Source organism: Candidatus Thioglobus sp. NP1 (assembly GCF_003326015.1).
Lineage (GTDB): Bacteria > Pseudomonadota > Gammaproteobacteria > PS1 > Pseudothioglobaceae > Pseudothioglobus > Pseudothioglobus singularis_A.
Map to the genome: position 1 here is coordinate 158,643 of NZ_CP023860.1, position 13,721 is coordinate 172,363.

General features: G+C 38.2%; 10 protein-coding genes. 4 read left to right on the top strand and 6 right to left on the bottom strand.

The features are described from left to right. Window positions 1-98: 98 nt before the first annotated feature. From CRN91_RS00870 to CRN91_RS00885, 4 genes are read left to right on the top strand one after another with little or no spacing between them, the layout of a single operon-like run. Complete coding sequence (locus CRN91_RS00870; protein ID WP_114114577.1) at window positions 99-1,640, top strand: trimethylamine methyltransferase family protein; 1,542 nt, start codon at window positions 99-101, stop codon at window positions 1,638-1,640. A 3-nt stretch (window positions 1,641-1,643) separates the two neighbouring features. After that, the gene (locus CRN91_RS00875; protein ID WP_114114578.1) at window positions 1,644-2,414 is read left to right on the top strand and encodes an SDR family NAD(P)-dependent oxidoreductase; all 771 of its coding nucleotides are present in this window, start codon (window positions 1,644-1,646) and stop codon (window positions 2,412-2,414) included. Then, window positions 2,392-3,138 carry an SDR family NAD(P)-dependent oxidoreductase gene (locus CRN91_RS00880; RefSeq protein ID WP_114114579.1) on the top strand — a complete coding sequence of 249 codons (747 nt, stop codon included), beginning with the start codon at window positions 2,392-2,394 and terminating at the stop codon, window positions 3,136-3,138. Before CRN91_RS00875 ends, CRN91_RS00880 begins: the two co-directional genes overlap by 23 nt. Window positions 3,139-3,140: 2 nt before the next feature. Beyond that, a complete protein-coding gene (locus tag CRN91_RS00885; RefSeq protein WP_114114580.1) occupies window positions 3,141-4,496 on the top strand; it encodes an NAD(P)/FAD-dependent oxidoreductase in 1,356 nt (451 codons plus the stop codon). Between the two features lie 12 nt (window positions 4,497-4,508). Here the strand turns inward: CRN91_RS00885 and CRN91_RS00890 are convergent, their stop codons facing one another. The 6 genes from CRN91_RS00890 to CRN91_RS00915 form a co-directional block, all read right to left on the bottom strand. Further along, complete coding sequence (locus tag CRN91_RS00890) at window positions 4,509-5,564, bottom strand: alcohol dehydrogenase family protein (RefSeq protein WP_114116038.1); 1,056 nt, start codon at window positions 5,562-5,564, stop codon at window positions 4,509-4,511. 26 nt (window positions 5,565-5,590) lie between these two features. Continuing rightward, complete coding sequence (locus tag CRN91_RS00895; RefSeq protein ID WP_114114581.1) at window positions 5,591-6,907, bottom strand: M24 family metallopeptidase; 1,317 nt, start codon at window positions 6,905-6,907, stop codon at window positions 5,591-5,593. A 17-nt stretch (window positions 6,908-6,924) separates the two neighbouring features. Continuing rightward, window positions 6,925-9,339: a GcvT family protein gene (locus tag CRN91_RS00900; RefSeq protein ID WP_114114582.1), complete on the bottom strand. Its 2,415-nt coding sequence runs from the start codon at window positions 9,337-9,339 to the stop codon at window positions 6,925-6,927. A 77-nt stretch (window positions 9,340-9,416) separates the two neighbouring features. Beyond that, complete coding sequence (locus tag CRN91_RS00905; protein ID WP_114114583.1) at window positions 9,417-10,937, bottom strand: trimethylamine methyltransferase family protein; 1,521 nt, start codon at window positions 10,935-10,937, stop codon at window positions 9,417-9,419. A 115-nt stretch (window positions 10,938-11,052) separates the two neighbouring features. After that, window positions 11,053-12,066: an ester cyclase gene (locus CRN91_RS00910; RefSeq protein WP_114114584.1), complete on the bottom strand. Its 1,014-nt coding sequence runs from the start codon at window positions 12,064-12,066 to the stop codon at window positions 11,053-11,055. Window positions 12,067-12,113: 47 nt separating this feature from the next. Further along, entirely contained in the window at window positions 12,114-13,718 is a 1,605-nt protein-coding gene (locus tag CRN91_RS00915; RefSeq protein WP_114114585.1) for a GMC family oxidoreductase, read from the bottom strand. Between the last annotated feature and the right edge of the window lie 3 nt (window positions 13,719-13,721).

Genomic DNA, 13,721 nt, shown 5'->3' on the forward strand with positions numbered 1-13,721 from the left:
GCTATTTATCAAGGTTTTAGCTGCTCATTATTTAAGTTGACCTTATCGAGTAACTGTCATAGAATAGTTATATTAAGGGAGTAGTAAGGATAAATTTTATGGCACACAATAATGAACGCCTTGGTAGGGATGCTAGAAGATCAGATAGATTAAAAGTCAAAATTAATATGCTTCCAACATTGAAGCGAAACCTACCTCTAACTGAACCAATGAGTGAAGAGCAAATAGAAAAGATGGATGATGCTTCCTTGTCAATTCTAGAGGATGTTGGGGTTGAATTTCATGATCCTATTGCTCTAGAGCATTGGAAAGAAGCTGGAGCAGATGTAGATGGTGAGCGTGTTCGCTTTGATAGAGGTCTAATACGCGAACTGATTGCGACAATTCCTGAAAGTATTACAATGAATGCTCGCGATTCAAAAAAATCTCTTGAAATAGGGGGCAACAACTCCATTTTTGTTCCAATGACTGGTGCGCCCTTTCTTACCGATCTAGAAAATAAAAGACGCATGCCAACACTGGATGATCTTGCTAATTTTCATAAGCTTTCTCATATGCTTCCAGCAATTCACTCAAGTGCTCATCATATTGTTGAGCCCATGGATCACGCCATATCACACAGACACCTTCGTATTACCTATTCATCAATGAAACACTCTGATAAAACTTTTATGGGCATGACAAGTAGTGGAAAAAATGCTGAAGATGTTATCGAAATGTGCAAGATTCTTTTTGGAGAAAAATACATAGACTCAAATCCAGTAGTTACAGGAAATATAAATGGAAATTCACCACTCGTTTGGGATCAAACTATGCTCTCAGCACTAAGAGTATTTTCAGCACACAATCAGCCTGTTTTATGCTCCCCATTTGTTCTTGGTGGAGCCAATACACCTGCAAGTGTTGCTCCAACAGTAGCTCAAGTTAATGCTGAAGCACTTTCAGCACTTGCCTATACTCAGGTGATTCGTAAAGGTGCACCCGCAATATATGGACATTACTTGGCAACTGTATCAATGCAATCTGGAGCACCAATGGCTGGAACACCTGAAATTTCATTAATGAATTTTATGATTGGACAAATGGCACGACATTATAAAGTCCCTTGGAGAAGTTCAAATACACTGGGTGGCTCAAAACTTTTTGATGCCCAATCAGGTTATGAGAGTGCCTCAACAATGATGGCAGTTCTTTTATCAGGAGCAAACTATATTTGGCATTCTGCAGGATGGAATGAAGCTGGAATGCATTGCTCAATGGCTAAATTTGTTGTTGATGCAGAGCAATGTGAAATGGGATACAGAATGGCTGAGGGAATTCGTTGGGATGATTTTAATGAAGGCTTGGCTGCAATTAGGGATGTTGGTCCAGGAGGGCATTATCTTGGACATGAACATACAATGGAAAATTTTCAAAGAGCCTTCTTTATGCCTAAATTATTTGACAATAACTCTATTGAACAGTGGCAAGCTGATGGCAGCAAAGACACAATTCAAAGAGGTCTTGAAACTGCTAAGAAATTATTAGATGACTACCAAGAGCCAAAACTAAGTGAGGATAAAGATGAAGAGCTTCTAGACTATATAGCCAGAAGAGAAATTTCAATTCCAACAATGGAGGCTCTAAATCAAGAATATTAAAACATGAAAAAAATTAAAGATTCTAAAATTGCCTTGATTACTGGAGCATGTGGTGGCATTGGTAAAGCGCTTGTTCATAAATATGCTAGTCAAAATATTACTCTTGCTCTTGCAGATAAGTCTCAAGATCAACTCGATAAACTTGTAAAAGAGATCCAAAAAAATGGTGGAACAGCTGTTGCTTTTCCAGGTGATCTTAGTGACAAGAATTATTGTGATAATTTAGTTAATAACGTTATGATGGAATTTAAAAAAATAGACATATTAGTAAATAATGCTGGCTTAATGAGACGAGGTGACATTACTAATACATCTGATGATGATTACGAGATGTCAATGGCTATTAATGTTGAGGCTCCATTTCGTATTGTTCGATCTATAATTCCGTTGATGTCAAATGCTGGTGGTGGTTCAATTGTAAATGTCTCATCATGCTGGGGTATAAATCCAGGTCCTAACCACCTAATTTACTGTACTACAAAAGCTGCTTTAGCCACTATGACGAAATGTTTGGGACGGGATCATGCTCATCAAAATATACGTATTAATGCCGTTTGTCCTAATGAGGTTAATACTCCTATGCTCAGAACTGGTTTCGAAATACGTGGTCTGGATTCTAATGATGCAATTAATGAATTAAACCAATCAGTTCCTATTGGTCATATAGCGGAGCCTGAAGAAATTGCAGATGTTATTACATTTTTAACTTCAAATGAAGCAAGATATATATGTGGTTCTCTAGTGGAGATTAATGGTGGAAAAGCGGTTTACTGATAAAGTTATCGTCATTACAGGGGCCTCTAGAGGTATTGGTTTGGCTTGTGCAAAACGCTTTGAGATGGAGGGGGCAAAAGTTTGCACTATTCAGCGCAGTAAATCTAAATTATTTGACTCATATGAATTTAACTTAAAACATGAACAAGAATGTTTAGAGAGTATTAGTACAATTTATAAAAAATATGGATATATTGATGTTCTGGTTAATAATGCAGGGATGATGGAGGAAGCATTAATCCAAGATACATCAATTGATAGTTGGAATAACACCCTCTCTTTAAATCTAACTGCGCCTTTTTTAATGAGCAAATTTGCTATGCCACATCTTATTAGGTCAAAGGGTTGCATAGTTAATATTGGCTCTATCGAGGGCATTGGAGCTAATCCAAAGCATGCTGCTTATTGTGCAAGTAAGGCTGGTCTTCATGGCCTTACAAGAGCAGTTGCAATCGATCATGGAATTGATGGTGTTCGCTGTAATGCAGTTGCACCTGGATGGATTGATACTAAACTCAATGAAGATTTTATTAATTCAATGCCAGATCCAAGTTCTTTTAAAGATAATATAGCTTCGATACACCCACTTAATAGAACTGGAAAAGTCGAAGAGGTAGCCGCTTTAGTCTCATGGCTTGCTTCCAATGAGTCAAGCTTCATAACTGGAGAGGTTTATACCATTGATGGGGGGCGCATGTCAAAAATTACCTTACCAAATAATTAACAATGGCTAGTAATATTAAGATTCCTATAAATCCTGGAAGAACTGGCTGGAAAGAAATCCTTCCAACCAGAACAGTTAACCAAAATCTTTTGGATAATATCAATGCAGATTATTTAATTATTGGAGGTGGGTTTGCTGGCTTGTCAGCCGCTCGAAGACTAAATCAAATAGATGCAAGTGCAAAAATTGTTTTAGTTGAAGCCTGTGAAATTGGAGAGGGGCCTGCAGGAAGAAACTCTGGATTCATGATTGATCTTCCTCACAACTTAGCCTCTGATGATTATCTAGGAAGCCTCGAAAAAGATCGCGAACAAACCCTGATTAATCGCTCTGCAATTGAATTCGCTAAGAGAGCTTCAGAGGAATATGAAATGCCAGCTGAAGCGATACAACTTGTCGGTAAAACGAACGCAGCAGCATCAAAAAAGGGTATGAAATTCAATACTGATTATGCAAAACATCTAGACAAAACGAGTGAAGCTTACAAAATGCTCGATGCACAAGAAATGAAAAGTCTAACCGGCACCGACTACTATATAAATGGACTATGGACTCCAGGTACAGCAATGCTTCAGCCTGCACTTTATATCCAATCATTAGCAGATGGTATTTCTAAAAAATCAAATGTAGTCATCTATGAAAACTCACCAGTCATTGCACTAGAGGATGAAGGGCGTCATGATGGACTAAAGATTTGGAAAGCGAAAACCAACTATGGGTCAATTTCAAGTCCAAAAATTATATTAGCAGTTAACGGCATCGTTGAGCGTTTTGGTTATTTTAAAAATAGCTTAATGACAATTTTTACATACTCCTCATTAACAAGAGAATTAACCTTGGATGAATCTAATTCCCTAGGAGGCTCTCCTGAATGGGGATTAACTTCAGCAGATGCTATGGGTTCTTCTGTGAGGCGCATCTCTGGAATTGGTGGTGATAGAATTTTGGTAAGAAATAGGTGGTCATATAATCCAAGTATGGAGGCTAAAGATTCATTTATGAGCGCAGCAGCTAATAGTCATAATGAATCATTCAAAGCACGCTTTCCAATTCTCAAAAAAATGTCTATGGAATACTCCTGGGGAGGAAGACTTTGCCTTAGCCTTAATAATGTCTTTGCTCAAGGTGAAGTTGATGAAGGAGTTTATTCAGCTTGCTGCCAAAATGGTCTTGGAACTGCTAAAGGAACCGCTATTGGAATTATTACAGCTGAAAAAATAAGTGATGAAAAAAATAGCCTTATTCCAAACTTTAAAGATGAAGAATCTCCAAAAAAACTAATGCCAAAACCTCTTATGTGGGTTGGAGTTAGTAGCTATGTCCTCTGGAAAGAATTTATGGCAGGTAAAGAAAAATAATCTTATAAGAAATTAAGGGATAAGAACAAGTTTTCCAGTATATTTTTTTGATATAAAGTCTTTTTGGGCATTAACAATATCTTTAAGCAAGTAGCTTTTTGCAACTAGTGGTTTAATCTCATTTCTTTCGATATATCCAATTAAATTTTTGAAAACCTGTTCATCTTGAACAGTACAACCCATTAAGGTAAGATCTTTTAAATATAGTGTTCTAATATCAAGCTCTACGATTGGACCAGCTATAGCACCAGCAGTAGCATACCTAGAACCCCTTTTGAGAACTTCAAGCAGCTCACTCCATTGACTTCCAGCAACTAAATCAAGAACCACATCAATACTTTCAGCCTCCAGAGCTCCAGTAATACTCTCACCTCGGTTTATAACAATATCTGCGCCTATTTTTTGGACTTCAAGAGATTTTTCTTTGCTTGCAATTGCAATTACCTTAGCACCTCTTCTTTTTGCTAATTGAATCGCAGCAGATCCAACACCTCCAGAGGCTCCTGTAATTAATACAACTTCATCCTTTTTAACATTAGAGCGCTCCAAGAGATTCTCTGCAGTCGAGTATGCACAAGGAATTGTTGCTAACTCTAGATCACTCCAATCACTATCAATCTTGAAAGTCTCTTTGCTAAAAGCAACCATATATTGTGCAAAGGCTCCATCACACTCTGAACCCATTGTCCAACATTCATATGGCCTATAGTCAACTGCATATTGTTGCATAGTTCTAACTAAAACTCTCTCACCAACTCTATGAGCATCAACCTGATCACCAACCAAAACAATTTCACCACAACAATCAGCGCCTTGAATAATAGGAAAATTAAGAGGCACGCCCTCCCAACCACCATCCTTATAATGGCCATAGGAATCATTTAAATTAGTTTCGCCTGAAACTGACTTTGAATACCAAGCAGTACGAGTATTTATGTCGGTATTATTTAACCCAGCACCTAGGACTTTTATTAATACTTGATCAGACTTTGGATGAGGAATTTCAATATCATTTCGAAACTCAAGTACTTCAAATCCTCCATGACCAGTTGTTATAACTGCACTCATTGTATTTGGAATTGTATTCATAATATTTAGAGGAGTAATTCAGACTCAAAAGGGTAGTTAGTTAATAATTCATAACCATTATCAGTGACTAAAACCTGCTCCTCAAGCTTAACACCTGGACCTCCATCATAGCGACCAACATAGGTCTCAACACACATAACCATGCCAGGCTTTAAGATTCCATCAAAACTGTTCTCATTTAACTCCCAGCTAAATGGTATAGCAGGAAATTCATCACATAAGCCTACACCATGAAAAAGTACTGAGTAATGTCGAAATTCATCCTTTAAATACTCCTTAGAATTTAAAGTTAATTCCTTAAAAGTTGTACCTGGTTTTAATAACTCCATATTATTTTGTATTTGTTCATAACCCATAGTGTAAATTTCTTTTTGCTCATCAGTCGGCTTCCCATCACCACACAACCAAGTTCGAGACATGTCTGTGCAGTATCCATATGAGCCAACCAAGTCAGTATCAAAACCCATTAACTCTCCACTTAAAATGGGGCGTGATGAGCACTCTTGATACCAAGGGTTTGCTCTGGGTCCTGAGGCAAGTAATCTAGTTTCAATCCATTCTGCACCTCTAGAGACAGCCTCCATCTGAAAACGACTCCAAAGCTCTTGTTCAGTAATTCCAGGCTTAAAGTGATTTCGCATAAGCTCAATTGACTTTTCACATGCAAAAATAGACCGCTTCATAGCTTTTATCTCATCTTCTGATTTAATAAGCCTAGCAAGCTCCATCACTTCCTCTCCATTTTTCAACTTAAGGCCATTTATTTGAAGTTCATGAATGCCCTCGGGAGCACAATGATCTATTGCTAAGTTTTTGTTTCCTTTACCATATTCATTAACTATATCAACAATTTCAGATGCCCATATCTTAGCCCTCTCTTTGCTTTTATCTCCAGCAGTAAAGTATAAATAGGTGACTGCATGTCTGACTTCAGTAATTAAAGGATTGTGGTTTGATAGAAAATCATGGGCATCAAACTCAAAAATAATGACAGGACCATCCGTCATTACAAGTGCGTAACGAGCAGCGTTATGGGAGGTCCACAAAGACATATTTGTACTGTCTGTTGCGTAACGAATATTTAATGGATCGTAGAGAAGAATGCCAGCATAGTCATGCTCAACAAGTTTCTCTCGTACTCTTTTTAATCTATATTGTCTTATTTTTGTCATATCTGGGTTTGCCAAACCAGCCTCTAGCCATTCAGACTCAGCAAGCTCTCCGGGGCCTAATGCATGTTTATTTAGACTATAGATATCCTCTTCACCTTTTAGGTGAGAGCCTATTTTTGCATGGTGTCTTTTAGCTGATGTAAAACTCATTTAATAATCCTCAATGGTCATCTCATTTTAGATCCAGACGGATCATAAAGGGGCTCCATGACAATGGATGCCTCTTTGAACTCTCCCAATATCTCTACTTCAAGTTTTGCATTGGAGTCAATTAATTCAACTGGAAGATAGGTCATCGCAAGTGATTTTTTAACCGAATGTCCATAGCCCCCTGAAGTAATATAGGAAACACACTCCCCATTATGCATCACTGCCTCGTCACCACTGACATCGGTTTCAGTATCGATATGTATTACTGAAAGCTTTTTGCTTGGTCCATTCTTTTTCTCAATTAATGCTGCTTTTTTTCCTATAAAGTCTTTATCCCAGTCCACAAAGAAATCAAGTCCTGACTCCATTATTGTAAAGTCTGGCCTGAAGTCCATAGTCCATGCACCCCAACTTTTCTCAAGCCTCATAGACATCAAAGCTCTTCCTCCAAACCACTTGAGGTTAAGATCTACCCCTAACTCTTCTATAGCCTCAAAGAGTTTCAGTTGGTACTGAGGCGCCACATAAATCTCATAGCCAAGCTCTCCAGTAAATGAAATTCGGGTGCAGAGTGCCGGCACGCCCCCAATAAATGTATCTCTGATATCTCTGAATTTAAATGTCTCTAAACTCACATCTTCCCGAGTAAGCCTTGATAACAGTTCTCGAGAGTTTGGACCCGATATCGCAATGCCATGAAAATCATCTGTCATATTCTGATAGAAAACATCTTGAACACCCTCAAGATGCATCTCAAACCAGCGAAGATGCATATTTTGTGCAACGCTTGAACCGAATAAGTAGAATGTTTCTTCGTCAATACAGGCAACTGTGAGGTCGCCATTGAGCTTACCACTCTCCAAAAGCATAGGTGTCAAATTCACTCTTCCGGGGCCTGGAATCCTACCTGCCAATAACCTATTCAAAAATGCTTTAGCACCCTTACCAGTAAACTTGTGATTGGCGAAGTTAGCAACCTCACTTGCTCCAACAGACCCCCTCACAGCTTCGACTTCCTTAGCTACGTAATCATGAGATCTTGATCTGTGAAATGTTGGCTCTTCATAAGCATCATCTGGAGAGTTGGCAAACCAAAGTGCATTTTCAAGTCCAAAAGTATCTTGCCATACAGCTCCTTTCTGGGTAAGGCGGTCATAAATTGATGTTGTTTTCTGAAGCCTGCCTTTTGGTAGTGTCTCATTTGGAAAAGTCATCACAAAGCGACGTTCATAATTTTCTGAGGACTTAATCACACCCCATTCAGGTGTTGCAAAATCTCCAAAGCGGGCAATATCCATTGCCCAAACATCGACAGAAGGCTCTCCATCAATCATCCATTCTGCCAAAGTTTTCCCAACACCTCCTGCTTGACAGAAGCCTGCCATTACCCCAACTGCAGTCCAGTAGTTTTTCATTCCTGGAACAGGTCCTATCATTGGATTCCCATCGGGTGAAAAAACAAATGGGCCATTAATTATATTCTTTATACCTGTAGTTCCTAGTACTGGAATTCGCTCAAAAGCAAGCTCTAATCGATCCGCAATACGATCCAAGTCTGGCTCCAGTAGATCATGACCAAATGTTTGTGGTGTTCCATCTAAAGACCAAGGGGTTGAGCGAGGCTCATATGTTCCCAACAACATGCCCGTACCTTCTTGTCGGGTATAAATATTAGCCTCAAAGTCAATACAACTTGGCAGTCTTTGCCCATCCTTCAAGTTCGCGACTTGTTCAATTTCTTCAGTAATTAAATAATGATGTTCCATTGGAACTACAGGTAAATGAATTCCAGACATACGACCAAGCTCTCTAGCCCACAGACCACCAGCATTAACTATATATTCAGCATGAATATTTCCTTTTTCAGTTACAACATCCCAAGAACCATCAGATCGCTGATTAGTCTCTATAACAGGCGTATGAGTATAGAATTCTGCACCATGAACTCGTGCTGATTTTGCGTATGCATATACAACTCCTGAAGGATCAATATCACCATCAGAAGGATCCCAAAGTGCTGCAACATAATGATCAGGATTAATTAATGGGTGTTTTTCTATGACTTCATCTAAAGAAACAAATTCTTGATTTAAACCTAAAGATCTAGCATTCGAGCGCTCTCGCTTGAGATAATCATGCCAATTTTGATTAGATGCTAAGTAATAGCCTCCAGTTTTATGCATACTGATTGAATGACCTGAAGTCTCTTCAATTTCTTTATAAAGATTAATTGTGTAATCTTGTAATTTTGAAACATTAGGATCAGAACTAATAGTGTGGAACGAGCCAGCTGCATGCCAACTAGAACCTGAAGTAAGTTCATCCCTTTCAAGCAAGATGACATCTTTCCAACCCATTTTTGCAAGATGAAATAGGATAGAGCACCCAACTACTCCACCTCCAATTACTACAACCCGAGCCTGATCTTTCATATAACAAACCTTAATGTGTTACTAAAAATAGATGTTAATTCAAAAATTAACAAAATTCAAGTGGAGAAATTAAACCCTTATAAGGCTGGTGCTCCACCCTCTGAGACCCTCCTATCAACAAAACTTTTGAGCTCTTCTTCAACTTCCATCTTAAGCTTTGGCTCTTCATAATCATCTAAAAGTTGCTTCCATATTTTGTTTGCTCTTTGAGAAGCGGTAACTGATCCACTGTCTCTCCAAGACTCAAAATTTCTCCAATCTGAAAGTAGTGGATTGTAGTGCTCAGTCTCATAACGTTCCAATGTTTGTTGAGCAGCAAAAAAATGATTTGCAGGACCTACTTCAGCAATTGCTTCAACCCCTAAAGTGTCTTTGTTAGCAGGTGAAGGCTGCATAAAAGCCTCCATCATTTGATTCATTTCAGCATCTAAGATTATTTTTTCATAGGATGCACAAAGCCCTCCTTCAATCCATCCATGACCATGCAAAATGAAGTTTACTTGGCCCAATAAACAAGCCCATAATGACATCTGAGACTCATAAACTGACTGCTCATCAGGAGCGTTTGAAGCATTAGCATTTGACGCTCTAAGGGGAATCTTATATTTCCGAGCTAACTGGCCACTTGCAATTGTAGCTTTTGTATATTCAGGAGTTCCAAAAGCTGGCGAGCCAGATTTCATATCAACATTAGATGTGAAGCTACCATAAATAGCTGGAGCTCCAGGGTTCACACACTGATGAAAGGCCAGTCCTGCTAAAGCTTCTGCATTTTGTTGCACTAGTGCCCCTGCTATAGTAATAGGTGCCATAGCTCCGGCAAGAGTAAATGGGGTATAGATAACTGGCTGGTTATTTTCAGCCATTTCAATAGCGCCTTCTAAAAGAGCCCTGTCATAAACTAGTGGAGAATTTGCATTTACCACTGTTGTAATAGAAGGCTCTTTTAACAAAGTTTCTTTATCAATACCTCTCCCAATTCTAACAATTTCAATTGCATCAAGCATTCTTTCACTTCCAATTGCATAGCCAAAAAGGGGTTTAGTTGAAAGCCGAGATGCTGCAGATATAGCGTGAAGATGACGAACTCTTACATCAATGTCACAAGGCTCAACAGGATAGCCACCAAGGGCATGAACAGTATTTAAAATCTCTCCAAGTTTAATTAAATTTGAATAATCTTCAAAGTTACCTAGAATTCTCCCTCTCTCTAAATCTGAAACATTAGGTGCACTTGAAACCAAAGTATTAACTACAGAATTTCCACCAATATGGACATGTCTTTCTTTATATCTTCCATGAAGAGTAAACTCACTTGGAGTTGTTGCTATTTTTTCCATAACAAAACCAGGCTCAAACCTTACGCGCTTTCCATCACTAGCAATATTAGCTCCAGCTTTTTTTAGAATTTCTACTGCACGAGGGGATTGGAAATCCAAACCAGTATCACATAAAACTTTTAATGAAGCTTGATGAATTGACTCAATCTCATCCTCTGAAAATATAGTCATTGGCTGAAAAGGATTCTTTTTTTGGCTATAAGGAGCCTGCTTGAAGTCTACTACCTCTCTAGAAACTTTAGCTCTACCTCTTCTCATTTTTTTAGCTCTAAATTTATTACTGTAGAACTGATGTTAATTTAAAAAAGCATTAAACTCAAGTTAAAAATATTTAATAAAAATAGTGAGCTGTATTCAGCTCACTTAGAAATTTTTAAGTTCTTGGAGTTTTTTTGATTCGATCTAAAATATCAACGCCCTGTTGATTCCAAAAATGCAAAAGATCAATGAAAATCCAGTTTTCAGAGAGTTTATCACCTTCACGTCGATACATGTCTATTACCCTCATATCTCCAGGTTTTTCAGAAGCAGGCATTCCCATAAAACCACCTGTTGGAGTAAGAGTAAGGTTAGGCCATCCAAAAAAACCTCCAAAATTACCTTCTGCAAGTTTACAAAGATGGCCATTAGAGATACGGTCTTTAAAACTAGCCCTAAATGGGCCGGAGTGCTGCTCAGCATACCTTTCAATTGTATAACTTGAACCAATACCAGCAGGGCCCCACCAGATCATATCTTCATTCCAGCTAGCTCTAAGTTCATCAACAAGTGATATTTTTCCTGAATGCTTCCAATCCTTAATATCTTCAATCATAAAGTTTATTGAAGCTAGTGTCTTTTCACCTTCCTCTATATTTTGCTCTTCGAACAACAAACCCTCATGAGTCATTGGCCCAGGCTGAACAAGATGGGCGCCTGTTTGAGGTGGAAAGGGGTTTAATCCAACCTGCAGCATGACATGGGGAATATCAAAAAACATTGCAGTTTCAGTTATCTTTCCATTTACAACCTTATTAAATTCGCAGTAACGTAATAAAGCCATCTTTCTTGATGGAGCAATTCCAAGCCATTCATTATCAAATAGACCCATAAGATGACCCATAGAAACTACCCAGACAGATTCAAATCCATCAATTTGATTTTTTCCTGCAATAAAAATATCCATACGTCTTTGAATATTTTTAAATGCATGACGAAATGGCTGCCAGAAAATTTCTGAAACTTCTTTAGCATCTGTAATCTCATTAAAAGGATGGAATCCTCTCCAAATATAGTCATCACTAATATATTTGTTTAAAACCTTTGTAATATCATTACCATGTGCAGAGTCTAATGATTTGTAGTAATCCAATACAATTTTTTTTTCTTGTTGAAAGTTATTCATAATCGTTCATCCTATTTAATATATGTGGCAGTTTTAAGTTATCCATACTTCTATTTATTTTCCAAAATTATTCTTGCGCCTCGCTCTGCAATCATCATCGTTGGGGCAGAGGTATTTCCACTTATAATGCTTGGCATAATTGAAGCATCTATAACTCGAAGATTACGCATCCCTTTAACCTTTAAATTATCAGGTGAAACGACTGACATATCATCAACTCCCATTTTGCAGGTCCCCACAGGATGGTAGACAGTGACTGCAGTCTTACGAATATATGCCAATAAATCTTCATCTGATTGGATAGAATTTCCTGGAGCTATTTCTTCTCCCCTAACCACATCAAACTCTTTGGACGATAATATATCTCTCGCTTTTTTAATTGCCTCAACAATGCTTTTTTCATCCCTAGAATCAGACAAGAAATTATGGTCAACAATAACCTTATGCTTGTCACCATCCTTCTTTATCTTAACTGACCCTTTACTATGGGGTCTCAATAGACATGTGAATAGAGAATACCCATGCCCAAATTCAAACCTTCTTCCACGATGACTTCGGTAAATAGGTGTAAAGTGAAACTGAACATCAGGATATTCAGGGCTTCCAAGTTTTGTATATGCAAAACCTCCTGCCTCAACAAAATTACTGGTCCACCAGCCCATTCTCCTAAATAAGTAGTTAAAAGGAGATGTAACGACTTGTGGAAATAAAGTCTTCCAAGAAACTCCAATTGATTCTGTTTTTTTTGAACGAACAGTGACCATTGTGTCTAAATGGTCTTGGAGATTTTCACCAACCCCTGGAACATTATGTTTACAAGTTACGCCTACTTTTTTAAGCTCTTCTCTATCACCAACTCCAGATGATAAAAGTATTCTTGGTGATTCAATTGCCCCAGCAGATAGAACAACCTCTTTATTACAAAGCAATTGGTTATCTATGCCATTGACTTGAAGCTTAATAGATTGGGCACTATCACCCTCAATCTCTATTGACTGAACCCTGGAATTTGTCATTATTGTAAGGTTTGCTCTTGAAGAAATTGGAGCAATAAAAGCTTTATAGGAGTTTACTCGAGCTCCTTTATCTTGATTAACCTTATAAATTCCCAAGCCCAGTTGAGACTCGTCATTAAAGTCAGGATTATTTGGTAGCCCTATATGAGAACCAGCCTCAATAAAACGCATAGCCGTCTTATTGACATCTTGTGGCATGACAACTGGCCACTCACCAGAGGTTGAATGATACTTAGGGTCTGCACCTGTTTGATCTTTCTCAAGTTTTTTAAATATCGGCAATACATCATTATAAGACCATCCATCACAACCAAGAGCCTTCCAATTATCATAATCCTTTTTATTTCCACGAATATAAATCATTCCATTGATTGAACTAGACCCACCAAGACACCTACCTCGATTAACAGTAATTACACGATTGTTTAATTTTTTTTGTGGCGCTCCCTTATAGGCATAGTCAAGCTTTTTATGTCCGTACGCAAATGAAAGGCCAGCAGGAATTTGAACCAATGGACTCTTATCACTTCCACCTCCCTCAATCAAACAGACAGTGGTTTTGGGATTTGCGCTGAGTCGATTCGCTAAAACACATCCAGCAGAGCCTGCACCAATGATAATATAATCAAACGAGGACAATGA

Coding starts and splice junctions, on each gene's coding strand:
- CRN91_RS00895 (WP_114114581.1), bottom strand. CDS start 6,907: ATGAGTTTTACATCAGCTAAAAGACACCATGCAAAAATAGGCTCTCAC.
- CRN91_RS00905 (WP_114114583.1), bottom strand. CDS start 10,937: ATGAGAAGAGGTAGAGCTAAAGTTTCTAGAGAGGTAGTAGACTTCAAG.
- CRN91_RS00890 (WP_114116038.1), bottom strand. CDS start 5,564: ATGAGTGCAGTTATAACAACTGGTCATGGAGGATTTGAAGTACTTGAG.
- CRN91_RS00875 (WP_114114578.1), top strand. CDS start 1,644: ATGAAAAAAATTAAAGATTCTAAAATTGCCTTGATTACTGGAGCATGT.
- CRN91_RS00885 (WP_114114580.1), top strand. CDS start 3,141: ATGGCTAGTAATATTAAGATTCCTATAAATCCTGGAAGAACTGGCTGG.
- CRN91_RS00870 (WP_114114577.1), top strand. CDS start 99: ATGGCACACAATAATGAACGCCTTGGTAGGGATGCTAGAAGATCAGAT.
- CRN91_RS00900 (WP_114114582.1), bottom strand. CDS start 9,339: ATGAAAGATCAGGCTCGGGTTGTAGTAATTGGAGGTGGAGTAGTTGGG.
- CRN91_RS00880 (WP_114114579.1), top strand. CDS start 2,392: ATGGTGGAAAAGCGGTTTACTGATAAAGTTATCGTCATTACAGGGGCC.